This window comes from Mesorhizobium sp. STM 4661 (genome assembly GCF_000359125.1).
Lineage (GTDB): Bacteria > Pseudomonadota > Alphaproteobacteria > Rhizobiales > Rhizobiaceae > Mesorhizobium.
This window is the reverse complement of the sequence record NZ_CAAF010000073.1, coordinates 113,383-134,783: the sequence shown is the minus strand read 5'-3', so window position 1 is coordinate 134,783 and position 21,401 is coordinate 113,383. Positions and strand designations below refer to the sequence as shown.

At 63.1% G+C, this 21,401-nt stretch carries 24 protein-coding genes; 14 read left to right on the top strand and 10 right to left on the bottom strand.

Going from position 1 to position 21,401, the window contains the following annotated elements; translation table 11 throughout:
* The 3 genes from MESS4_RS24905 to MESS4_RS24895 all read right to left on the bottom strand — a co-directional run bounded on the left by MESS4_RS24905 (window position 1) and on the right by MESS4_RS24895 (window position 2,505).
* Window positions 1–1,164, bottom strand: coding sequence for a saccharopine dehydrogenase family protein (locus MESS4_RS24905; protein ID WP_006336993.1), 1,164 nt, complete (start codon window positions 1,162–1,164; stop codon window positions 1–3).
* Window positions 1,161–1,667, bottom strand: a complete 507-nt coding sequence (locus MESS4_RS24900) for an Lrp/AsnC family transcriptional regulator (protein ID WP_036242025.1) — start codon at window positions 1,665–1,667, stop codon at window positions 1,161–1,163. Before MESS4_RS24900 ends, MESS4_RS24905 begins: the two co-directional genes overlap by 4 nt.
* 100 nt (window positions 1,668–1,767) lie before the next feature.
* A complete protein-coding gene (locus MESS4_RS24895; protein WP_006336991.1) occupies window positions 1,768–2,505 on the bottom strand; it encodes an SDR family oxidoreductase in 738 nt (245 codons plus the stop codon).
* Window positions 2,506–2,598: 93 nt separating this feature from the next.
* Here MESS4_RS24895 and MESS4_RS24890 point away from each other — a divergent pair, with 93 nt between their 5' ends.
* Complete coding sequence (locus tag MESS4_RS24890; protein ID WP_006336990.1) at window positions 2,599–3,510, top strand: AraC family transcriptional regulator; 912 nt, start codon at window positions 2,599–2,601, stop codon at window positions 3,508–3,510.
* A 50-nt stretch (window positions 3,511–3,560) separates the two neighbouring features.
* Here the strand turns inward: MESS4_RS24890 and MESS4_RS24885 are convergent, their stop codons facing one another.
* Both MESS4_RS24885 and MESS4_RS24880 read right to left on the bottom strand, forming a co-directional pair.
* A complete protein-coding gene (locus MESS4_RS24885) occupies window positions 3,561–4,286 on the bottom strand; it encodes a 3-keto-5-aminohexanoate cleavage protein (RefSeq protein WP_006336985.1) in 726 nt (241 codons plus the stop codon).
* Between the two features lie 182 nt (window positions 4,287–4,468).
* Window positions 4,469–5,131, bottom strand: coding sequence for a phytochelatin synthase family protein (locus tag MESS4_RS24880; protein ID WP_006336984.1), 663 nt, complete (start codon window positions 5,129–5,131; stop codon window positions 4,469–4,471).
* Window positions 5,132–5,338: 207 nt separating this feature from the next.
* On the opposite strand from MESS4_RS24880, the gene MESS4_RS24875 reads away from it, so the two are divergent.
* The 6 genes from MESS4_RS24875 (at window position 5,339) to MESS4_RS24850 (ending at window position 8,553) form a co-directional block, all read left to right on the top strand.
* Window positions 5,339–5,596, top strand: a complete 258-nt coding sequence (locus tag MESS4_RS24875; RefSeq protein WP_036242066.1) for a type II toxin-antitoxin system RelE/ParE family toxin — start codon at window positions 5,339–5,341, stop codon at window positions 5,594–5,596.
* A gap of 25 nt (window positions 5,597–5,621) precedes the next feature.
* Window positions 5,622–5,930 carry a HigA family addiction module antitoxin gene (locus tag MESS4_RS24870; protein ID WP_006336981.1) on the top strand — a complete coding sequence of 103 codons (309 nt, stop codon included), beginning with the start codon at window positions 5,622–5,624 and terminating at the stop codon, window positions 5,928–5,930.
* 376 nt (window positions 5,931–6,306) lie between these two features.
* The gene (locus MESS4_RS24860) at window positions 6,307–7,389 is read left to right on the top strand and encodes a glycosyltransferase family 2 protein (protein ID WP_006336977.1); all 1,083 of its coding nucleotides are present in this window, start codon (window positions 6,307–6,309) and stop codon (window positions 7,387–7,389) included.
* 183 nt (window positions 7,390–7,572) lie between these two features.
* On the top strand, window positions 7,573–8,070 hold the full coding sequence (locus tag MESS4_RS24855) for a ferritin-like domain-containing protein (protein ID WP_006336975.1): 498 nt from the start codon (window positions 7,573–7,575) through the stop codon (window positions 8,068–8,070).
* A gap of 52 nt (window positions 8,071–8,122) precedes the next feature.
* Window positions 8,123–8,284, top strand: a complete 162-nt coding sequence (locus MESS4_RS34090) for a hypothetical protein (protein WP_006336973.1) — start codon at window positions 8,123–8,125, stop codon at window positions 8,282–8,284.
* Window positions 8,285–8,388: 104 nt separating this feature from the next.
* Complete coding sequence (locus tag MESS4_RS24850; RefSeq protein ID WP_157385666.1) at window positions 8,389–8,553, top strand: hypothetical protein; 165 nt, start codon at window positions 8,389–8,391, stop codon at window positions 8,551–8,553.
* A 32-nt stretch (window positions 8,554–8,585) separates the two neighbouring features.
* On the opposite strand, the gene MESS4_RS24845 is transcribed toward MESS4_RS24850, so the two are convergent.
* The 5 genes from MESS4_RS24845 to MESS4_RS24825 all read right to left on the bottom strand — a co-directional run bounded on the left by MESS4_RS24845 (window position 8,586) and on the right by MESS4_RS24825 (window position 13,923).
* Window positions 8,586–9,392 carry an ABC transporter permease gene (locus MESS4_RS24845; protein WP_006336971.1) on the bottom strand — a complete coding sequence of 269 codons (807 nt, stop codon included), beginning with the start codon at window positions 9,390–9,392 and terminating at the stop codon, window positions 8,586–8,588.
* Window positions 9,392–10,225, bottom strand: coding sequence for an ABC transporter permease (locus tag MESS4_RS24840; protein WP_006336970.1), 834 nt, complete (start codon window positions 10,223–10,225; stop codon window positions 9,392–9,394). The genes MESS4_RS24845 and MESS4_RS24840 overlap by 1 nt, the downstream gene beginning before the upstream one ends.
* 250 nt (window positions 10,226–10,475) lie before the next feature.
* Complete coding sequence (locus MESS4_RS24835; RefSeq protein WP_006336968.1) at window positions 10,476–11,591, bottom strand: ABC transporter substrate-binding protein; 1,116 nt, start codon at window positions 11,589–11,591, stop codon at window positions 10,476–10,478.
* 79 nt (window positions 11,592–11,670) lie between these two features.
* Window positions 11,671–12,765 (bottom strand): ABC transporter ATP-binding protein, encoded by a 1,095-nt coding sequence (locus tag MESS4_RS24830; RefSeq protein WP_006336967.1) that lies wholly within the window; start codon window positions 12,763–12,765, stop codon window positions 11,671–11,673.
* Window positions 12,766–13,038: 273 nt separating this feature from the next.
* Window positions 13,039–13,923, bottom strand: a complete 885-nt coding sequence (locus tag MESS4_RS24825) for a LysR substrate-binding domain-containing protein (protein WP_036242024.1) — start codon at window positions 13,921–13,923, stop codon at window positions 13,039–13,041.
* Window positions 13,924–14,017: 94 nt separating this feature from the next.
* Between MESS4_RS24825 and MESS4_RS24820 the strand changes: the two genes are divergently transcribed.
* The 7 genes from MESS4_RS24820 to MESS4_RS24790 all read left to right on the top strand — a co-directional run bounded on the left by MESS4_RS24820 (window position 14,018) and on the right by MESS4_RS24790 (window position 21,394).
* Window positions 14,018–15,631 (top strand): hypothetical protein, encoded by a 1,614-nt coding sequence (locus MESS4_RS24820; RefSeq protein WP_006336963.1) that lies wholly within the window; start codon window positions 14,018–14,020, stop codon window positions 15,629–15,631.
* Window positions 15,618–16,550, top strand: a complete 933-nt coding sequence (locus MESS4_RS24815; protein WP_036242022.1) for a dimethylarginine dimethylaminohydrolase family protein — start codon at window positions 15,618–15,620, stop codon at window positions 16,548–16,550. The genes MESS4_RS24820 and MESS4_RS24815 overlap by 14 nt, the downstream gene beginning before the upstream one ends.
* Before the next feature lie 134 nt (window positions 16,551–16,684).
* Window positions 16,685–17,299: a cupin domain-containing protein gene (locus tag MESS4_RS24810; protein WP_006336960.1), complete on the top strand. Its 615-nt coding sequence runs from the start codon at window positions 16,685–16,687 to the stop codon at window positions 17,297–17,299.
* Window positions 17,300–17,438: 139 nt separating this feature from the next.
* Window positions 17,439–18,380 (top strand): substrate-binding domain-containing protein, encoded by a 942-nt coding sequence (locus MESS4_RS24805; protein ID WP_006336957.1) that lies wholly within the window; start codon window positions 17,439–17,441, stop codon window positions 18,378–18,380.
* A 95-nt stretch (window positions 18,381–18,475) separates the two neighbouring features.
* Window positions 18,476–19,273: an ATP-binding cassette domain-containing protein gene (locus MESS4_RS24800; RefSeq protein ID WP_006336952.1), complete on the top strand. Its 798-nt coding sequence runs from the start codon at window positions 18,476–18,478 to the stop codon at window positions 19,271–19,273.
* Window positions 19,270–20,289, top strand: coding sequence for an ABC transporter permease (locus tag MESS4_RS24795; protein ID WP_006336950.1), 1,020 nt, complete (start codon window positions 19,270–19,272; stop codon window positions 20,287–20,289). Before MESS4_RS24800 ends, MESS4_RS24795 begins: the two co-directional genes overlap by 4 nt.
* A 1-nt stretch (window position 20,290) precedes the next feature.
* A complete protein-coding gene (locus MESS4_RS24790) occupies window positions 20,291–21,394 on the top strand; it encodes a phosphotriesterase (protein WP_006336948.1) in 1,104 nt (367 codons plus the stop codon).
* Window positions 21,395–21,401 lie beyond the last annotated feature (7 nt).

The window sequence follows — 21,401 nt, the reverse complement described above, 5'->3', positions numbered from 1 at the left end:
TCAGTCCCAGCCGACCGTTTCGGACACCCGGATGCCGCGCCTGGCCAGTTCGTCGAGGAAGCGGCGGTCGGGTACATGCAGCAGTGGGTTGAGCAGGCCGGGCGTGGCGATTTCGCGCCGCGCCAGCATCTGCGCCACGATGCTGGCGGGATAGCCGACGCCGAGGCTCATGCCGAACAGGCCGGAGGCGAGGTCGCGTTCGATGATCAGGTCCGAGGTCACGGTCTTGCGGCGGCCGCCCTCGCTGCCGGCAAAGACATTGCGCATCACGCACAGGTCCTTCTCGTCGGCGCCGTACTGCAGTTGCGGCCCGAGCAGCCGGCCAAGGAATTCGCGTGGGCTCGAGCCGGTGCCGGGCACCTTGTCCTCGGAGAGGAAGCCGAGCTCCTTCAACGGCGCCCAGAAGGCCGACCATCCCGGCCAGCGCAGCGAATAGCGGCCCGAGCGCTGCAGCCCTCTGGCGGCGGCCAGCATCTCGACATAGTGCGGCGCGTCGCCATTGGGGAAGGCTTCCAGTTGGCCCAGCCCCGCGACCTCGATCTCGTGGATGAAGCGGTTGTCGTGCTGCCGGCCGGCCGGCACCTCGACCCGCTTGCCGTCTTCGATGAGCACGCTGTCGCGGTTCTGGCTCACCAGAACCATGTCGAAGTTCCAGCTCACCTTGTAGCACAGGGGCTTGGCCATCGCCTTCGGTTCGGGAATGCCGCCGCAGTAGGAATCGATCGAGGTGATGGCGTCGAACTGCCGGGCGGCGTGGCTGTAGAGGACAAGGTCGATACCGGGGTCGAGCCCGCATTCGGTCATGATCGAAACGCCGGCCTTTTCCGCCGCCGGTGCCAGATCGGCGATGGCCTTGCCGTAATTGGTGGTGACCAGCGGCGTGCGCGTCGCGATCGCCGCCTGCACGGCATCGCGCATCAGCGGCTGCGGCAACAGGTCGATGACGGCGTCGACATCCGCCAGCACATTGGCCAGCGCCGGGCCGATCGCTCCTTCGGGCACGACGAAACGGACACGGGCAAGGTCGGTCAGGCCGCCAAGCCGGGCAGCCCCATCCGAGGCGGTATCGACGCAGACCACGTCTTCGACACCGTCGCTGGCGACGAGATCGGCGATCGCCGCCCGGCCTTGCAGGCCGAGGCCGCCAAGAACCGCGATCTTCATGGCGTGTCCTTACGCGCAACGTCTTCCGACCAGCAGCCTTCCGGCAGGCTCACCCATTTGTTGCAGGAGGCCATGACGACGAAGGTTTCGCTGCGCACGACCTCACCCGGAATGCCGGCGCCGGGGATCAGTTCGCTGGTGATGCGGTAGAGATCGGCGACATCGCCGGCCACGGTCACGTCGACGATGATGTCGAAGCGCCCGGTGACCACGGCGGCCGAATTGACAAAGGGCAGTTCGGAAATGCGCTGCGCCAGCTCGCGCGCACGGCCACGCCCCTGCGCATTGATGCCGACAATGGCCGAGATCAGCTCGGGGCGCTCGGTCAGGTTCAGCAGCCCGACGATCTTGAGCAGGTTGCGGTCAAGCAGATTGCGCAGCCGCGTGCGCACCGTCGGCACCGAGATCGCCATAGTCTCGGCGATACGGTTGATGCCCGGTTGGGCATCCTGCGACAGCAGTTTGACCAGTCGCCGGTCGGTCTGATCGAGATGTTCCCGCAAAGGTCGAGCTTTCATAAACGAGAAGAAATTGATGATTTTTCTTTCTGATATGAAAATACATTACGGGAAACTTTTAATAACAGCAAGAGCTGCGCAGCGATCAAGCCTGCGCTGTGGGTCGAACGACGATCTCGCTCACATCGACGTCGGCCGGCTGCTCGATCGCGAAGGCGATGGCGCGGCTGATCGCATCGGGGGTGATCGCGATTTCGCCCATGCGGTTTTCCATCTCCGCCTTGATCTTCGGATTGGTCATCGAGTCCGGGAAGTTCGTCTGGACGAAGCCCGGCGATATGTTGGTCACGCGCAGCTTGGGGCCGGCTTCAAGTCGCAAGCCTTCGGCAATCGCCCGAACCGCATTCTTTGTTCCGGCATAGACTGCCATTGTCGGGTTGATGGTCAGCCCCGCAGTCGAAAGAAGGTTGATGAAGTGGCCAAAGCCCTGGCGGCGGAACACCGGCAAGGCAGCTGCGATGCCGTAGAGCGGGCCCTTTATGTTGATGTCGATCATCTCCTCCCAATCCTCCACGCGCAGTTCATCGAGCAGGGAGATCGGGCCGATGCCCGCGTTGTTGATCAGAACATCGATCTTGCCGAACCTGTCGCAGGCAAGAGCAACGAGCTTCGTGAGATCCTCTCGCTTCTTCACGTCCATCGCCAGACAGGCTGCCTCGCCGCCCGCGCTCTCGATACGGTTGACGAGCGCTGCAAGACGATCAGCACGCCGTGCCCCGAGCACCATCTTGGCCCCACGCTCGGCCAGCAGGAGCGCAGTTGCCTCTCCTATGCCGCTGCTTGCACCGGTGATTGCGATGACTTTTCCTTTCATTCCAGACATGATTGTCTCCTTTCACCATCTAATGTTGTGAAAGGCTGCTGGATTATCTATGCTCGAAGCTCCATTGTTTCGTCGCGATCGTCCAATTTTGCCATGATTGACCCCTTATCCGATGTGCTCTCGCTTCTCGACATCGCGAGCGCGCGCTGCACGCGTCTCGAAGCGGGCGGGCGATGGTCGTTCCGTTTTCCGGCGAAACCCGCGCTGAAGTTCGCGGCTGTTCTTCGGGGTCAATGCTGGATCAAATTGCCCGGCGAACAACCTTTTGCGCTCAGCGCCGGCGATACCTTTCTGCTGGCGAACGCCCCCGCCCATGTGATCACCAATGATCTTTCCATGAGGCCCGAAGACGGAATCTCGTTCTTCGACTGGAAGCATTCGAATATCGCCCGCTACGGGGGCGATGAAACGGCGTTGATCGGGGGAAGCTTCGTCTTCGAGGGCGGCAACGCGCAGCTGCTGCTCGATGCCCTTCCCAAATTCATGCACATCCCCGAAAGCGATCGGGCAGCGACGATCCTGCGCGGCTCGCTGGCGGTGCTCGACGAAGAGCTCGATGCGGCGTCGATGGGCTCGACACTGATGACACGTCGCATGGGCGACGTCCTGCTCGTGCAGACGTTGCGGGCTTACGTCGCCAAGCAAGGCATCGACAGCATGGGCTGGGTCGGCGCGTTGACCGACCGACGCGTCGGTGCCGCCCTCAGCCTGATGCACAATGATCCCGGCCATGGCTGGACGGTAAATGAGCTTGCCACTTCCATCGGCATGTCGCGCTCAGGCTTTGCGCGCCGCTTCAAGGAACTGGTCGGCGTGGCACCGCTCGACTACCTGACGCGCTGGCGGATGCATCGCGCCCGGGAAGCCATGCGTCGATCCGGGGCTTCGGTTGGTGGTCTGGCGCAATCGCTTGGTTACGCCTCCGAAAGCGCTTTCGGCAATGCGTTCAAGCGTGTGTTCGGGCGTTCTCCGAAGCGGCTCTTGCAGAGTGAAAACGCAGAGTAACTCGCCCTGTGCCGTACCACGCCTGACCTTGGCGCGCGGCAGGGCCGCCGCTATCTGCCTGCGCGAAATATCGCGACCGCCGCGGCCGTCAGCGCGGCATTGCCGGACGCCGTCGTTCCGTCCGGCAGCGCCCCGCCGTCTTCCAACCCGACGCGTGTCGACCAGTGTCGCTCCGCAGCCCGCTGCACGAACGGCCAGACCGTGGCGTCGGACCCATGCAGAAGCATCGCCCGCCGTATTCCGGCCCGTTCAAGCACTGCCTCGATGCCAGCCGACACGGCGAAGGCCTCGTCCAGCGTCTGCTCCGAAATCTCGATCAGGATGCGCAGCACGCGCCCGCCATGGTCGAGGCCGACCAGACGCTCGGCGTCGGCGATCGATGCAAGCCCCGCCTCGACGCCGATGCCGCGCTGGCGCAGGCTCTCCATCACGAGCGGTGCCGCCGGCTCGCTGAGATTGACCGAGGCATAGTCCGGCAATTTGCGCCAGCCGGCGATGGCCACAAGCGTGCGCTCCTCGTCGTTCTCGATCCAGGCGCCGGTGGAGACGCCGATCAGCGTTCCCGGGCAGGCGCGGCGGAGCGCGAGCACCGTCGGGTCCATTGCTTCTGGCGCCAAGCTTTCGCGGCCATTCGTCCCGCGCGCATGGATGTGCAGCTCGGCCGCACCGGCGGCCACACAGGCGGCGCCGTCGCGCGCCATGGCTTCGGGATCAAGCGGCAGTTGCGGGTGAAAGTCGGCGCGGCGCGCACCATTGATGCAGGTCTGGACGATCATGGAGATGGCGGTCCGGTTGCGGTTGCAGGCAATCTAGCGCAGGGCCGCGAAAATCGGAATCGGTGCGGCGAAGACTCCTGACAGACGGAGACGGCAAAGCCTGAACCAATGTGACAGAATGTGCCGCTATTCCCTTGCTTCAGTCCGTGCCCAAACCACGGCGCCACGCATCACGCTCGTTTTCATTCGATCAGAAGCAAGCCGCGCTTTTTGTCGCCATCGCTATCGACTGTGTCCATTGCCGTGAACAGGCGTTCGCGCTCGATCAGCCATGGCTTGTAGCGTTCGTTGACATCGAGGACGAAAACCATGTCCTGCGCCTCCAGATATCCGCCGATCGGCGAGAAATGGCCGCTGCCGGCGCCGAAGATCTTCTCACGGGTAAAGTTGATGATGTAGCGGCGGCTGGGATCATTGGCGCGCTTCATATGTTCGCGGAATTCCTCGGCGGTCAGATTCCGCAGCACGGAGACTTTCCGCCCGGTCTTCGTTCGAGCAACCTCGGCGACCTCGTCGAGTGTGAGCCCTATGATGCAAAAGCCGGTCCAGCACTTTCCCGTCCCCTCGAGGACGTCCGCTTCGGTTGTCTCCTCTTCACCGATCGAGCGGAATGTATTGGCGACGCTTGCCGGACCGCACCGTGACCGGTTTGATTGCCATTTGACGTCTGCATTGAAAGTGGCGGCCACGGGCAGCTTCCAGGCGCTGTCGATCAATTCAGGGGTACGGGTCACGGATGACTGGATTGCCTCTGGCGAGACCGCCGATTGACCAGCAATCAAGAACGCGCCGCCGCACAGCAGGGCAACGCCGGCAATCGCACCGAAAGCAAGACCGCGCTTCATGGGCTGAACCTCGAAGCAGTGTCGCGAAAAGACAATGGAGAAACGGCGGCACAGCGTCAATCAGTGCTGCACTAGGTGTGAGCTTTCAGGAGGTTGTCCATTCGGACGGGACCGAGGAGACTGGAGTTACCAAGCTTCAGCACTCACCGGAGGGTCCGAATGAACATCCACAAGAATGCCCGTCTCACGCCGCTGCGTCGAGAGGAGATGGCGCTGGCGGACCTCTTTCAGACCGGAAAGACCGGAAAGATCGACGCCAAGATGCACAAGCGCATCCTTGTCCGGCTTGACCGTCTGGAAGTCTCGGAAAAGCCGGAAGACATGAACATGCCGGGCTTCGACTTCCATTCTTTGAAAGGCTTCAACCCGACCCGCTATACGGTGCATGTCAACGGGCCATGGCGCATCACATTCGAATTCGACGGCAATGATGCCGCCCAAGTCGATTTCGAACAATATCATTGAGGCGGCAGATTGGAGCAGTCGATTTATGAGCGTGTATGAGCCGACGCGTCCGATGGAGCGCTGCCCCTCCCACCCTGGAGCGCTGCTTGACGACATCATCCCGGCAACCGGAAAGACCAAGGTGGAAATCGCCAATCTGCTCGGAATCTCGCGCCAGCAGCTCTACGACATCATCCGCGAGAAGAAGCCGGTGTCGCCGGCCGTCGCCGCTCGCCTTGGGAAGATGTTCGGCGATGGCGCCGCGATCTGGCTCAGGATGCAGGCCGCTTATGATGCCTGGCACGCGGAGCGCGAAGTGGATGTCAGCGCCATCCCGACGCTGCGTGCTGCCTGAGATGTAACAGGCTTGTGAGCCTGTTTTCGGTGCATGGCTTGTTCCGGCCGCATTTGAAGGTCAGCATTCGCCATGCCTTCAAGGTGCCTGTCCGCTTCGGTTCCGACCTGATCGCGACCGAAGCCTTTCAGTCGGGCCCGGTTGCGGTGTCATCCCAGCCGAACCGTTGGAGCCCTTGCTGCCGTCAACCATGACCCAGGCGGCAGCTCTCGAAGGCTATGGCGGCCTCGGCATGAAGTCGCAAAGCAAGAGACGTGACCCGTCCTGATGGAAGGCGCCAAGCTTTCACTCAGGGAATTCATGGGACGCGCTTGAAGAGGGAGCAGGCCCGCGTGCGGGTTTGCCGAAACCAAAGCAAGATGCGAGGTCAAATGCGATGCAGTCTGTCCAAAACAGGATTCCGGTATCCATCATCATCCCGAACTACAACTATGCGCGTTTCCTCGAGCGAAGCATCGACAGCGCCCTGGAGCAGGACTACGACGATGTCGAAGTCGTCGTCGTCGACGATGCCTCGCAGGATAATTCCACGACAATCATGAAATCCTACGGGGAGCGGATCCTCGCCTGCCCGCGGGAGAAGAATGGCGGGCATGCCGCGGCCTTCAACACCGGCTTTGCCGCAAGCTCGGGCAAGATCGTGCTCTTCCTCGATGCCGACGACTATCTCTATCCGACCGCCGTTTCCACGATTGTGGACACCTGGGACGCGGCAACGGCCCAGGTGCAATCCAGGCTGCATATCGTCGACGAACGACAAGGCATCAAGCGACAAGGCATCAAGGATGTCTTTCCGCCGCCCGAACTGCCTTTCGACAGCGGCGACGTCATGCCGAAGCTCCTGCACAAGGGGCGTTACCAAACGACCGTGACCAGCGGGCTGGCCTTCGACCGGACGACATTGGAAACGATCATGCCGATACCGGAGCCGGAATTCCGCCAGGGCGCCGATGGCTATCTTGCAACGCTGGCGCCGCTTTACGGGCATGTGCAGTCCGTCGACGAATGCGTCGGCGCCTACCGGATCCACGGCGCCAACCATTCGGTCTTTGGCGAGAAGCTCGCCGAGCGGGCGCGCTGGCGGGTGAGGCACGATTTTCGTCGCATGGAGGCGCTGTCCGGGCAGGCGTCCGAGGTCGGCGTGACCATCGTGCCGTCGGATACGGTCCGCCACGATCCGGTGCATCTTGAAGAGCGGCTGGCATCGCTCTGCGCGGACCAGCGCCAGCACCCGGTGGCCGGCGATTCCCGGCTGGCGCTGGGGGCTGCGGGCGCCGTGGCCAGCCTGGAAATGACGGCGTCTCTGCGCCGGCGCGCCGTGCTTGCCGCCTGGTTCCTGTCGGTCGGCGTGCTGCCGCGGAGAATGGCCACGGCGGTGCTGTCGTGGAAGCTCGATGCCTCGTCGAGACCGGCATTCCTGACCCGGCTGTCCAAGACCATCCGTCACGCGATGGGGTAGTTTCGATCGGAATTCGTTCTGAAAGGTGGAACTCAGCTGCCTGCCATTTGCGGCCAGGCCGGGCACCGGCCCGACCTCCAGCGGCTGAGGTCGACAGTCCCGGGAGGGAGTAAAATTCAGAGCGGAACAATTCAATCAACCGCCCATTGTTGCTCCGAGGGTTCAATCCAACAGGAGAACATAATGGCCAAACAAAAAATGCTTGAAGACCTGTTTCACGATACGCTGAAGGACATCTATTTTGCCGAGAAGAAAATCCTCGCAACCTTGCCCAAGATGGCGAAGGCGGCCCAGAGCGCGGATCTGAAGGCCGCTTTCGAGAAGCATCGCAGCGAAACCGAAGGCCACGTCGCCCGCCTCGAACAGGTGTTCGCAATCATCGACAAGAAGCCGCAGGGCAAGACCTGCCCGGCAATCGTCGGCATCACCGACGAGGGCGCGGAAATCATGGAAGAATACAAGGGCTCGCCGGCGCTCGATGCCGGGCTCCTGGCTGCAGCGCAGTCGGTCGAACACTATGAGATTTCGCGCTACGGCACGATGCGGACATGGGCCGGCGAGCTTGGCCTGAAGGATGCGGTTGCGCTTCTTGAAGCGACGCTGAAGGAAGAAAAGGCAACCGACGAGACCCTGACCGGGATCGCCACCACCGCCGTCAATCAGCAAGCAGAAGCTGCCTGATACAATACAGGCCCGCCGGTGTTCGGTGGGCCTTTCCTTTTGGAGGTCTACGATGACCAACACCCCGTCCAAAGACCATCGCATTTCCGACAAGGAAGCCTTGCGCATCGCTGAGCAAACGGATGTTTCGCCGCAGCAGGCCAAAGACCTTGCCAAGGAGCACGGCAAAGCCAAGGGTGAGCAGGAAGCCCGAAAGACCAAGGACGAGGGCTGACGCTCGATACGTCCAGACATGACAATTGCCGCGCGCTGACTGCCGGCTTAATCATCCGATGATTCACGACGACGTATGTCAACTTGTATCCGGACGACCTTGCCATGCTTCAACGCGTGTTCGGCGAAGTCTGCGCCGATGGTTGCCATGCCACCAATTCGGTCGAAGCCGGGCTGATTGCCGGCACGCTAATCGGCACGAGCGATGAAGCGATGTTGCTGGCTGAACTGCGGTTGCGGCAGCAGAATTATATTCTGAAAACCGGCTAGGCGCGTTCTAGTCCGCTCGAGACCCTGCGCCGTCAATGACCCCCGCGCAGCCTGACCACGACGCTGCGCATCGCCAGCACCAGCACGGTGATGATGATCAGGATCACCGAGAGTGCGGCGATCGCCGGGTCGATGTTGTCGCGCAGGCCCATCCACATCAGCCGGGGCAGGGTGATGGCGTTGACCGAGGTGATGAACAGGGTGACGCCGATCTCTTCCCAGGACAGCACGAAGGACAGCAATGCGGCGGTGACGATGCCGAACTTGATGTTGGGCATGATGATGCGGGTGGCGCGCTCCCACACCGTGGCCCCTAGGCCGCGCGCGGCGAGGTCGATGCGGCGGTCTAGCTGGCTGAGCGAGACCAGGATCAGCACGGTGGCGAAGGGCACCGTCATCACCGCATGCGCCATGGCGACGCCGAGCCAGGTGTCGTAGCCGAAGAACGAGCTGAAACCCGAGATCGAGGTGAGCAGGAAGTAGAGCGTGATCGCCGACACCACTGGCGGCACCACCATGGGCAGCAGCACGAAGCCGACCAGTGCGGCGGTGAAGCGTGGCTGGAACATCCAGACGCCGAGGCTGAAGCAGAGCGCCAGCACGGTCGAGAACGCGCTGCTGACAATGCCGATCCGGATCGAGAGCAGGATCGACTGGATCCAGCGCGGATCCTCGATCAGCGCCCGGTAGTGGCGCAGCGACAATTCACCCGACGGCATCGCCAGCATGCGGCTCGGCGTCAGCGATACCGGAATGACGGCAAGCAGCGGCAACAGCAGGAACAGCGCCACCAGGGCGGCGAGGACCAGCGAGACGGGACCGGGGCGATAGGTCGGCATCAGATCAACTGCTTTGGTCTGACATAGCGGAACAGCAGCGCCATCAGCGCGCCCACGAACAGCACCAGCACCACGCTGATCGCCGCACCCAGGCCCCAGTCCGGGCTCTGGAAGATGCGGAGATAGATCAGCTCGGCGATCATCACGCTGCGGCCGCCGCCGAGGATCGCCGGTGTGACGAAGAAGCCCAGCGAGAAGACGAAGACAATCATCGCCGAGCCGATGATGCCGGAACGCGTCATCGGCACGAAGATCGACCAGAAGGTGCGCATGCGGCTGGAGCCCAGCCCGCGCGCCGCGAGCAGCACGCGGTCGTCGAGGCTGCGCATGGAGGACGCCAGCGGGAAGACGGCGAAGGGAATGAGGAAATGCGTCATGCCGACGATGACGCCGAATTCGTTGCGCACCAGCGCCAGCGGTTCGGAGATGAAGCCGATCGACTGCAGCCAGGTATTGATCAGGCCGCGGTTGGACAAGAGCGCCACCCAGCCGAAGGCGCGCGTCAGCACCGAGATCCAGAACGGCACCAGGATGCAGAATTCGGCGATGAGGCGCTGTGCGGGCGTGCCGCGGACCCAGACGACCGTGATCGCGTAGGCGGCGGCGACCGAAACGATCGTGACGATGGCCGCGATACGCAGCGTGCGGATGAATACCGACTGCACCAGCGAGTCGGTGGCGAGCGCGCCATATTGGCCGAGCCCCGGCGTCGGCAAAGTGAAGCTCCACTTGACGACGCCGAGGAATGGCCAGGCATAGGCAAGGGCGAGAAACAGGAGCAGCGGCGCCATCAGCAGCGCCGCGCCCGTCCTGTCGGAGCGGGTGCCTCTCATGCCGGTTCGATATCCCGCCGATCAGGCCGGGGCAATCGCATATGGGAAATTGAGGCTTTCGCCCTACGAATACCCCCACCCCTAACCCCTCCCCACGGAGACTCCGCAGGCGCTGATCTTCGCAAATTACCGAAGTTTTCGACATTGAACATGAAGATGAGTAAGGCGCGCGGCAGCTTTCCCTCCCCCTTGTGGGGAGGGTCAGGGTGGGGGTCTTCTTCGCAAGAATCCATATGCGATATCCCGCCGGTCAGGCGGAGATGATCTTCGTGTACTCGTCGAGCGCCGGGCCGTAGTTCTTGGCGTACCAGTCCATGTCGAGCGCGATCTGCTTCTTCATGTTTTCGGGGTCGACCGGGTTGATGCGCTTCTTGTCGGCGGGGATCAGCGCATCCGCCGCCGGGTTGGCCGGGCCCTGGCCGAGCTTGTCGAACATGATGAGCTGCTTTGCCGGATCCTGGGCGCTGGCGATGAACTTCATCGCCGCGTCCTTGCCGCCGGGGTTGCTCTTGAGCACTGCCAGCGCGCCGGGCGAGATCAGGCCCTGGTCCCAGATGAACTTGATCTTGCCGCCCGAATCCTGCTCGATCAGCGAGGCTCGTGTCGACCAGACGATGGCCATCGAGGCCTCGCCATTGAGCAGCACGCTCTGGCTCTCGGCGCCGCCGCCCCAATAGGCCACGACATTCTCCTTGAAGGCGGCGATCTTGTCATGCGCGCGCTTGAGGTCGAGCGGGTAGAGCGAGGCCGGCGCGATGCCGTCGGCCAGAAGGGCTGCCTCCCAGCTCGAAACACCCCATTTGTAGAGCGAGCGCTTGCCGGGGAATTTTGCGACGTCGAAGAAATCGGCCATGCCTGTGGGTGCGTTGCTGCCGTATTTCTCGGAATCGTAGGCGATGACATAGGAGAAGAAATAGGTCGAGGCAGCGTATTCCCAGCCAAAGCCCTCACGCATCTTCTTCTTGTCGACGACCGCGTAGTCGATCGGCTCCAGCGCGCCTTGGGCGCCGAGCGTTATGGCCGAGAACGGGTCGACGTCGACGAGGTCCCAGGTCGGGGCGCCGCTCTTGAACTGCGCCGCGATCGCACCCTCGGTCGGGCCGGAGCCGTCCATCTTGACGGTGATGCCGGTGTCCTTGGTGAAAGCCTGGCCATAGGCGGCGTCATAGGCGGTGATGGCGTCGCCGCCCCAGTTGACCAGCACCAGTTCCTTGGCCTGCGCGAAGGCGCCGGTCGAGCGCAACAGCATCGGCGTGCCGGCGAGCACAAGTGCTGCAAGCTGCGTGAACTGCCGGCGCGAGATCTCGCCGCGCGCCGCTCTGGCGGACAGCATCTCGATGGAGTGTTTCCTGGTGTCATTCGTCATGTCAGTTCCCCTTTTTTTCGTTGGTGTTTCTGCTAGTTACCGCGAATCCCAGGTTCATCACTTGAAGATTCGCAAATCGTCATTGCCCTCCGTCCGGTAGGAGGAAGCCTTTTTCCGCCGGCCAGGTAAGCCAGACGGAATTGCCCTTGCTGAGCGCAGCAGCGGCGACCTCGTTCGGCACGGAAACGGTTACCTTGGCGCCCTTGCGCGTCGTCAGATCGAGCCTTGTCGCTGCACCGAGATAGGTGGAGGCTATTGCCGTGGCGGCGATGCCGTTTTCTCCCACCGCAGCCTCGCGCGCGATCGACATGTGCTCGGGCCGGATCGCCAGGATAGCGTTGCCGCCGACGGTGGCGGCGTTGCCGCGCAGGCTGACGGCGCGGTCCTCGCAGAGGCCGGTGGCGCCATTGTCGGCATTGCGCACGCCCTTCAGCGGCAGCATGTTGATCTCGCCGAGGAACTCGGCGACGAAGCGGTTGGTCGGCCGGTCATAGACCTCGTCAGGCGCGCCGACCTGCAGCAATTTGCCGTGGTTGAAGATGGCGACGCGCGACGACAGCGCCAGCGCCTCGCTCTGGTCATGGGTAACGAAGACGAAGGTAGTGCCGGTTTCCTGGTGGAGGCGCTTCATCTCGGCCTGCATCTGGCCGCGCAGGCTCTTGTCCAGCGCCGAGAACGGCTCGTCGAGAAGCAGAACGCCCGGCTCGAACACCAGCGCGCGCGCCAGCGCCACGCGCTGCTGCTGGCCGCCGGAAAGCTGCGCCGGCAGCTTCTTCTCATGGCCCTTCAGCCCGACGCGCTCGATCATCTCGCCGACGCGCCGCTTGATCTCGGTGGCCGATTTCTTGCGCACCCTGAGCGGGAAGGCGATGTTGGCTTCGACCGACATATGCGGGAACAGCGCATAGCCCTGGAACACCATGCCGGCGGCGCGCTGCTCAGCCGGCCGCTCGGTGATGTCGACGCCGTCGCTGAACAGGCGGCCGTCGCTCGGCTGCACGAAACCGGCAAGGATCATCAGGAAGGTGGTCTTGCCCGAACCGGACGGTCCGAGCAGGGTCAGGAACTCGCCGCGGCCGATATCGAGCGTCAGTTCGTCCAGCGCACGGAACGAGCCGAAGCTCTTGCCGATCCCGATTGCCTTGATCTCCGCGGCCCGGCCGGGTTGCTGCATCCTGCCTTGTTCCTCACTCCGGTTGAAATCGTAGGGCAGGGCGGCGGCTCACCGCAACCGAATAGTTTTCGCCGGACCGGCAAATTTGATTCATCTATGGAGGTGGCGCTGCTGATCTCCCTCCTTGAGGGGGAGATGTCGCCGAAGGCGACAGAGGGGGTCGTCTCGCGTGGAGCCCGACGTGCTCTTCTTTGAAAGCCAGACTTGGCCGAACCCAGTCGGTACCGACCCCCTCTGGCCGCTTTGCGGCCATCTCCCCCTCAAGGGGGGAGATTAGCTAACCTCCGACAGCTTCGACCTCAGCCACCCCGCGAACGCCTCAAGCACCGGGTGGCTCGCCTTCGCGTGCTCGGACACCAGGAAATACGAGCGCGGCGATTTGATCGCGATGTCGAAGGGGCGCACCAGCCGGCCTTCGCTCAGCGCCCGGCGGCTGGTCAGTTCGTCGCCCATGGCGATGCCCTGGCCGGCGATCGCCGCCGAAAACACCAAATTCATGTCGGAAAAGAAGATGCCGCTTTCCGGATCCGGGTTCTCGACCCTGGACAGCGCCAGCCAGCGCGCCCAGTCCTCGGTGTCGCCGAGATGCAGGAGATTGGCGCGCAGCACGTCGGCCGGCTTGGAAAAGCCGCCGACCTTGTTGAGCAGCGTCGGGCTGCAGAGCGGCGTGAAGGAAATCTCGCACAACAGCTCGGCCGCCCGGTTCGGCCAGTTGCCGACACCGAAAGCGATGAAGGCGTCGGCGTCGGCATTGCTGACATCGTCGAGGCGCCTGGGCGTCAGGATGCGCAGCGCGACATCGGGATACATCTGCCGGAACTCGCCGATATGGGTGCATAAAAACAGCGAGGCGAAGCCCGGTGTGCAACTGACGGCGAACGAGCCGCCGACGCCGGTGCCGGCATGGCGGCTCACCGCGTCGCCCAGCACGGTGAGGGCCTTGCGCACATCGCTGGCGTAGCGCTGGCCGCGCGGCGTCAGCGCCACGCCCTTGCCGATGCGTTCGAGCAGGTCGAAGCCGAGGTCGCGTTCGAGCAGGCGAAGCTGGTGAGAGACGGCGCTGCGGGTGAGGTGCAGTTCATCCGCCGCGCGCCAGACGCTGCCATGGCGGGCAAAACTGTCGAGGGCGCGCAATGCCTGGGTGGAGGGTATTCGCAAGAGGCCTCAGGTGAACCGAATTTGCATGAGCCGGGAAAACATATCACTTTTTAGCGAGGCGCTTCACTGCTTTCTTCTGGTCATGGAGAAACCGATGACCTCGGCGCAAGCGACCGCGCTTGCCTGTCTGGATGATATCCAGCCGTTGCTGTCGGCATGGACGCGGATCATCTTCGACTTCGGCGAGACCGCCTGGCGCGAGTACCAATCCGCCGCCTGGTATGTCGAGCGGCTGAAATATGAGGGCTTCTCCGTCGAGGAAGGCTCCGGCGGCATGCCGACCGCTTTCTGCGCCCACTGGACCAACGGCGCCGGCCCGACCATCGGCATGTATGCCGAATATGACGCGGTGCCGGGCAATTGCCAGGACGCGACGACCGTGAAGCGCCCCCGGCCCGGTCTCGGGGGCGAGGCCGGCGGCCACACCGATCCGCATTCCGGCCTCGGCATTGCCAGTCTTGGCGGCCTGCTGGCGGTGAAGGCGGCGATGCAGCGCCACGATATATCAGGCACGCTGCGCTTCACCGGCGAGCCGGCCGAGAAGGTGCGGGGATCGAAGCCGATCCATGCGGCCAAGGGCTATTATGACGGCCTTGCCGGCATGATCTCCTTCCACCCCTTCTACATGCTGCCGCTCTGCAACACGGCGCGCTGGGACACGCATTGCGGCGCCGCCTATGCGATGATCTATCGCTTTGTGTGCGACGAACCCGAAAATTGGGTTCGCGCAAGCGATGCGGCACCCATCCCGCAGGCGCATTCGGCGGTGCGCGCGCCCGGCGCCAACGATGCGCTTTTCACGATGTACATGGCGTCGAAGACGTTGCGCGACTCCATGCTGCCGCATCAGGGCGGCTGGTCGATCAGCGAGGCGATTCTCACGGCCGGGCAGGCGACCGCCGACAATCTGCCGGCGGGGCTCGCCGAGATCCAGTACATGATCCGCGTGCCAACGCTTGCCATGGCCGAGCAGGTGACCGCCGTGCTCGACCGCAACGCCGAGGCCGCCGCCAAGATGAGCGGCTGCCGCCACGAGCGGCACTGGGTCTCGAAGTCGCGGCCGGGGCTCGCCAACCATGCCATGGCATCGATTGCCTATGAGGCGCTGTCGGCCGTCGGGCCGCCGCACTGGGACGAGACCGCGAAGACAATTGCCCGCGAAATCCAGATCAATGCCGGCGGGGTCGCCAGCGAGGAGCCTTTCATCGAAGAACTGGAGCGGCTGATCAAGCCCGAGCAGGCGGAAGCGATCCTGCGCCGCGACCTGCCGCCGTCGCAGGTGAATTCGACGTCCGACGACTACGCCGACATGTCGTGGCATACGCCGACGGCAAGGGTCTATGTCGCCCGCCCGGCGCTGCGCTCTGAGAACGGCCACGCCTATCCGGCCTGGGCAATGAATGCGCTGGGCGGCATTCCCGAGACCATCGATCCGATGGTCACCTGCGCGGCGAAGACCGTCGCGCTCGCGGCATTGCGCCTCCTGGAAGACGAAGCCGCCCGCGAGGCGGCGATGGATGAATTCGTCAGCCGCACCGGCGGCGGCGTCGGCGGGTCGAACTGGATCGCGCCGCTCTGCGACTACGAGCCGCCAATCGGCTTTCGCTGGCCGGAATATGTCACCACTCCGCGCGGACGCGACTGGTGGATCCCAAGCAACCAATCACCCCATGCTGCCTCACGAGGAGAAACCCATGACCGTTCATGACCGCATCGTCGCCGAACCGTTTTCACTGCAGCGCCGCAACCCGGCCGGCGGCACCACGCCGCTGACCAGCTGGGGTTTCGCCAACGAGACCGACGTGCTCACCGACGTGCTGCTCGGCTCGCCCAATTTCCTGCGCCACCTCTCGACCAGCTCGCTGTCGAGGAAGCATCTGCGCGAGGCACCCTGCAACGTCCAGATCGCGCAGGCGCAGCACAAGGACCTGGTCGCCGCCTACGAGCATTTCGGCGTCAACATCCACTGGCACGAGCCGACGCCGGAACTGCCGATGCAGGTCTATTCGCGCGACTCCAGCGTCATGACGCCTTACGGCGCGTTCATCACCGCCATGGCCAACTGGTGGCGGCGCGGCGAGAACTACGCCGCGATCCGCACCTACGAAAAACTCGGCATCCCGATCTACGACATGGTCACCGCAGGCACGTTCGAGGGCGGTGACTTCAACGTCATCGAGGACGGCGTGGTGCTGATCGGCTGCGGCGGCGCCCGCACGCAAGAGGAGGGCGCCCGCCAGGTGCAGGCCTGGTTCGACAAGGAGGGCTGGGAGACCCGCATCGCCTTCATCGACGAATACTACGTCCATATCGACCTGATGGTGGTGCCGATCGCCGAGAAGCTGACGGCCGTCTGCCTCGCCTGCACCGAGCCCGGCATCGTCGACTGGCTGAAGGGCAAGGGCCACGAGATCATCGACGTGCCGTTCCAGGACACGATCGCGCTCGGCTGCAATTTCATGTCGCTCGGCAAGGACCGGGTGATCGCGCCGACGTCGAGCCAGACGCTGATCGGAGAGCTCAAGGCGCGCGGCTTCGAGGTGGCGGCGGTCGACATGAGCGAGATCTCCAAGACCGGCGGCGGCATCCACTGCATGGCGCAGGCGCTGAAGCGCGAACCGGCGTAGGAAGCAGCCGCGCTCGCTCGCCTGCCGTTCCGTGATTCCGGTCCGACGCGTTGTTCCATTTTTCACAAGATGGACAACACGTTTGATCGGTCTTACGGTTTAGGTCGAACCAGCGGAGATGTTCGCGGCCCCCCATGAACAAGGTTGACATCAACAATAAGGGTAGCGACGAGCGTTCGACTGCCACCAGCCTTTTGCGGCTCGGCACACGATTGAAGCTCTCCCGGCAGACGCGCGGCCTGACCTTGAAGGCGCTCGCCGCTGCTGCCAATTGCTCGGAAAGCCTGCTTTCCAAGGTCGAGAACGGCAAGGTCTCGCCCTCGCTTCCCATGCTCCACAGGCTGGTCGAGGTGCTCGGCACGAATATTGGCTGGATGTTCGAGGAGTCCGACGGCGAGGAAGGCATCGTCTTTCGGGCTGGAGCGCGGCCGTTGATCGCACTCGATCCGCTTCGGCGCGGCGAGGGCATTTCGCTCGAGCGTGTCATTCCCTATTCGCCGGGCCACCTCTTGCAGTGCAACATCCATCATATCGAGGCGGGTGGTGAAAGTGCCGGCCCGATCCAGCATGCCGGCGAGGAAGTCGGCTATGTCCTGGAAGGTGCGATCGAACTGATGGTCGGTGAAAAGACGTTTCGCCTGTCTGCCGGCGATTCCTTCGTTTTCAATTCAGAACTGCCCCACTGGTACCGCAATGTCGGCGATGAACGCGCCAGCATTTTCTGGGTGAATACGCCAGCGACATTCTGATTTGGCGAGCTTCGTTGTCTTCGCCGATGCTAATTCAAGTCGCTTGACAAGAAATCAAGTATCTTGAATTATGGCGGAGCGCTCAGGCGCCAGGTGAGCCCGATCAAGGGCCTTTTTCGCAAAACCAAGGGGAACCGGAATGCGTCTTACCAAGATCTTTTCAGGCTGCGCCGCAGCCATCGCCATGACCCTCGCCCTCAGCTCCGCCTCCGCCATGGCCGAGACCTATGCGCTCGTCACCATCAACCAGCAGGCCCTGTTCTTCAACCAGATCAATGACGGTGCAACGGCCGCCGCAAAGGCTGCCGGCGTCGACCTCGTCATCTTCAACGCCAACAACGTGCCGAGCGCGCAGAACGACGCGATCGAAAACTACATTACCCAGAAGGTCGACGGCATCATTCTCGTTGCCATCGATGTCAACGGTGTGAAGCCGGCGATCACCGCGGCCAAGGCCGCCGGCATTCCGGTGATTGCCATCGACGCCCAAATTCCCGATGGCGACAACGTCGCCTTCGTCGGCGTCGACAACACCAGGGCCGGCGAGGATATCGGCAAGTTCTACGCCGACTACGTTAAGGCCAATATGAGCGGCACCGCCAAGATCGGCGTCGTCGGCGCGCTCAATTCGTTCATCCAGAACCAGCGCCTCGACGGCTTCAAGAAGGCCGTCGCCGACAGCGGCCAGAAGGTCACCTTCCTCGACACGGTCGACGGCCAGAACGTGCAGGACGTAGCACTTTCGGCCTCCGAAAACCTGATGACCGCCAACCCCGATATGACGACGCTTTACGCGACCGGCGAGCCGGCTCTGCTCGGCGCGGTATCCGCCGTCACCAGCCAGGGCCGTACCGGCGACGTCAAGGTATTCGGCTGGGACCTGACCAAGTCGGCGGTACAAGGTCTCGAAGAGGGCTGGGTGGTCGCCGTCGTCCAGCAGGATCCGGCCGGTGAAGGCAAGGCTGCCATCGAAGCCTTCGTCAAGCTCAAGAAGGGCGAGAAGATCGACCCGATCATCAATGTTCCGATCACCATCGTGACCAAGGAAAATGTTGGTCAGTTCAAGGACATGTTCAAGTAATATCCTCCCCTGACCACCGGGCTGCGCATCGACCTGAAGGTTGCCGCGCAGCCCGGAGATCGATTGAACTTGTCGTCCAGAGAACTGGAACCATGATGAGCGATGGCGAGACCTACCGTGTCAGGATGACCGGTGTTTGCAAACGGTACGGCCCTATCCAGACACTGGACGATGTTTCGCTGAACCTGAAGCCTGGCGAGGTGCTCGGCCTTGTCGGCGACAATGGCGCCGGCAAATCGACCTTGAGTAAGGTTCTATCCGGGGCGGTCATCCCGGATTCCGGCACCATCGAGATCGACGGCAAGGTCGTATCCTTCGCCTCACCGGCCGATGCCCGAGCCGCTCGGGTCGAGATGGTCTACCAGGATCTGTCGCTCTGCGACACGGTGGATGTCGCAGGCAATCTCTTCCTTGGCCGCGAGCCGCGCAGCCGCGTTCTCGGCATCCCCTTTCTCGACAACAAGCGCATGCATGACGAGACGCGCGAGATGCTCGACCGGCTCGGCATCGTCATTGCCGACACCAGGCTCAAGGTCGAAAACCTCTCCGGCGGGCAGCGCCAGTCGATCGCCATCGGCCGCGCCGCCTCCTTCGATCCGTCGGTGCTGATCATGGACGAACCGACGGCCGCCCTCGCAGTGGCGGAAGTCGAGGCGGTTCTGGATCTCATTCGCGCCGTCAGCGCCCGTGGCGTCAGCGTCATCCTCATCACCCATCGGCTGCAGGATCTGTTCCTGGTCTGCGACCGTATCCAGGTCATGTATGAGGGCCGCAATGTCGCCGAACGCAAGATCGGCGACACCAGCATCGAGGAGGTCGTCAACCTGATCGTCGGGCGCAAATTTGTCGCGCGTTCGGCGCGCGCCAGCCGTGATGAGGCAGCACAGCCATGAACGTCACCTCATCGCCTGGGAATATCGGCGCCTCGCCGCCCAAACGCGCCCACAACAGCACCTGGAAGGACGTGGCGATAGCCAATGGCAGCGTCGTCTCCATCGCGCTGTTCTTCATTGTCGTCTGCGTGGTCTTCTCACTGATCACCAACTCCTTCCTGACGATGCCCAATCTGCTGAACATCGTGCGCCAGTCCGCGCCGCTGCTGATCGTTGCGGCAGCGATGACCTTCGTCATCACCGCAGGCGGCATCGATCTCTCGGTCGGTTCCGTGCTGGCGCTGACGGCAACGCTGTCGGCCGTCTTGCTGCAGACTGGGCTGCCGTGGCCGCTGGTCGTCATCGCCATGCTGGCGCTCGGCGCGACGGTCGGCGCATTGCAGGGCTTCTTCATCGCCTATGAGCGGATACCGGCCTTCATCGTCACGCTGGCTGGTCTCTCCGTCATCCGCGGGCTGGCGCTGCTGATCACCGGCGGCTATTCGATCCCCGTCGAGCCGACCAGCTTCTTCGTGAATATCGGCAGGGCCTGGCTTCTCGGTGTGCCGGTGCCGGCACTGCTCGCCCTTGTCGTTCTGATCATCGCCTATCTCGCTTTCAATCAGACGCCGTTCGGCCGCTATGTGACCGGCATCGGGGCCAATGCCGAGGCCGTGCGCCGCGCCGGTGTCGATACACGCTTCATGATGCTCTTCGTCTATATCCTGTCCGGCATGGCGGCGGCGGTGGCCGGCATCATTCTCGCAGCCCGACTCGGCTCCGGCTCATCGAATGCCGGCCAGGGTTTTGAACTCGATGTCATCGCCGCCGTGGTGCTTGGCGGCACCAGCCTGTTCGGCGGGCGCGGCACGATCATCGGCACAGTGCTCGGCGCGTTGACCGTCGCGGTCATCGGCAACGGCCTGATCCTCGCGCATATGTCGCCCTTCCTGACGCCGATCGTCACCGGCACAATCATCCTCGTTGCCATTTGGCTGAATTTCCGTCTGTTCAAGGGCGCAACGCGGAGCCGCTGACATGGATCATCTGTTCGACGACAAGCCAATCAAAGACAAGCCAGGGGAACGGGCGCCGATCGGCGTTCGCTCCGGTACGGTGATGACCGTTACCGGACCGGTTGCGATCGCCGATATGGGCGTGACGCTGATGCACGAGCATATCCTGCTCGACGGCGCGACATCGTGGAAATGCCCCTGTCATCCCGACGAGAAAAAGATCGCCGAGCAGCCGGTCAGCATGGAGATCATTGGCGAGTTGCGGATGAACCCCTACATGAACCGCGACAACGTCTCACTCGACGACACCGACCTGGCGCTTTCGGAACTGGCGAAATACCGGGCGCTCGGCGGCCACACCGTGGTCGATGCGACCAATATCGGCATTGGCCGCGATCCGGTGAAGCTGGCACGCATCGCCCGTGCATCCGGACTGCGGATCGTCATGGGGACGGGCTTCTACCTGCAGCACACCCACCCCGACTGGCTGAAGGCGATGGACGTCGACGAGGTCACCGAATTCCTGGTCAACGATGTCGGCGGCGGGACGACGCAGCCCGACATCATGGCCGGCATCATCGGCGAGGTCGGTGTCAGCAAGGATTTCACCGGCGAGGAGCGCAAGTCGCTGCGCGCTTCGGCCCGTGCCGCGAAAATCACCGGTGTGCCGCTGACCATCCATCTGCCCGGCTGGGAACGGCTGGCGCATGACGTGCTCGACGTGGTCGAGGCGGAAGGCGCCGATCTCAGGCATACGGTGCTGTGCCATATGAATCCGAGCCACAACGATCTCACCTATCAGAAAAGCCTCGCCGCGCGCGGCGCCTTCCTGGAATACGACATGATCGGCATGGATTTCTATTATGCCGACCAGGATGCGCAATCGCCTTCCGACGAGCAGAATGCGCAGGCGATCCGCTCGCTGATCGACATGGGGCTGATCGACCGGATTCTGCTGTCGCAGGACGTCTTTCTGAAGATCATGCTGACGCGCTTCGGCGGCTTCGGCTACGGCTTCATTCTCAAGCATTTCGTGCCGAGATTAAAGCGTCACGGCGTCGAGCAGTCGGCAATCGACCGCATGCTCGTCGACAATCCAAAGACCGTGTTCGCCGCGAGCCTCTAAGCTGCGG

Bases quoted from the DNA above. Each gene is read 5' to 3' on its own strand.
- MESS4_RS24905 (WP_006336993.1), bottom strand. From the start codon at position 1,164: ATGAAGATCGCGGTTCTTGGCGGCCTCGGCCTGCAAGGCCGGGCGGCG.
- MESS4_RS24895 (WP_006336991.1), bottom strand. From the start codon at position 2,505: ATGTCTGGAATGAAAGGAAAAGTCATCGCAATCACCGGTGCAAGCAGC.
- MESS4_RS24890 (WP_006336990.1), top strand. From the start codon at position 2,599: ATGATTGACCCCTTATCCGATGTGCTCTCGCTTCTCGACATCGCGAGC.
- MESS4_RS24885 (WP_006336985.1), bottom strand. From the start codon at position 4,286: ATGATCGTCCAGACCTGCATCAATGGTGCGCGCCGCGCCGACTTTCAC.
- MESS4_RS24880 (WP_006336984.1), bottom strand. From the start codon at position 5,131: ATGAAGCGCGGTCTTGCTTTCGGTGCGATTGCCGGCGTTGCCCTGCTG.
- MESS4_RS24875 (WP_036242066.1), top strand. From the start codon at position 5,339: ATGGCGCTGGCGGACCTCTTTCAGACCGGAAAGACCGGAAAGATCGAC.
- MESS4_RS24870 (WP_006336981.1), top strand. From the start codon at position 5,622: ATGAGCGTGTATGAGCCGACGCGTCCGATGGAGCGCTGCCCCTCCCAC.
- MESS4_RS24860 (WP_006336977.1), top strand. From the start codon at position 6,307: ATGCAGTCTGTCCAAAACAGGATTCCGGTATCCATCATCATCCCGAAC.
- MESS4_RS24855 (WP_006336975.1), top strand. From the start codon at position 7,573: ATGGCCAAACAAAAAATGCTTGAAGACCTGTTTCACGATACGCTGAAG.
- MESS4_RS34090 (WP_006336973.1), top strand. From the start codon at position 8,123: ATGACCAACACCCCGTCCAAAGACCATCGCATTTCCGACAAGGAAGCC.
- MESS4_RS24850 (WP_157385666.1), top strand. From the start codon at position 8,389: ATGCTTCAACGCGTGTTCGGCGAAGTCTGCGCCGATGGTTGCCATGCC.
- MESS4_RS24845 (WP_006336971.1), bottom strand. From the start codon at position 9,392: ATGCCGACCTATCGCCCCGGTCCCGTCTCGCTGGTCCTCGCCGCCCTG.
- MESS4_RS24840 (WP_006336970.1), bottom strand. From the start codon at position 10,225: ATGAGAGGCACCCGCTCCGACAGGACGGGCGCGGCGCTGCTGATGGCG.
- MESS4_RS24835 (WP_006336968.1), bottom strand. From the start codon at position 11,591: ATGACGAATGACACCAGGAAACACTCCATCGAGATGCTGTCCGCCAGA.
- MESS4_RS24830 (WP_006336967.1), bottom strand. From the start codon at position 12,765: ATGCAGCAACCCGGCCGGGCCGCGGAGATCAAGGCAATCGGGATCGGC.
- MESS4_RS24820 (WP_006336963.1), top strand. From the start codon at position 14,018: ATGACCTCGGCGCAAGCGACCGCGCTTGCCTGTCTGGATGATATCCAG.
- MESS4_RS24815 (WP_036242022.1), top strand. From the start codon at position 15,618: ATGACCGTTCATGACCGCATCGTCGCCGAACCGTTTTCACTGCAGCGC.
- MESS4_RS24810 (WP_006336960.1), top strand. From the start codon at position 16,685: ATGAACAAGGTTGACATCAACAATAAGGGTAGCGACGAGCGTTCGACT.
- MESS4_RS24805 (WP_006336957.1), top strand. From the start codon at position 17,439: ATGCGTCTTACCAAGATCTTTTCAGGCTGCGCCGCAGCCATCGCCATG.
- MESS4_RS24800 (WP_006336952.1), top strand. From the start codon at position 18,476: ATGAGCGATGGCGAGACCTACCGTGTCAGGATGACCGGTGTTTGCAAA.
- MESS4_RS24795 (WP_006336950.1), top strand. From the start codon at position 19,270: ATGAACGTCACCTCATCGCCTGGGAATATCGGCGCCTCGCCGCCCAAA.
- MESS4_RS24790 (WP_006336948.1), top strand. From the start codon at position 20,291: ATGGATCATCTGTTCGACGACAAGCCAATCAAAGACAAGCCAGGGGAA.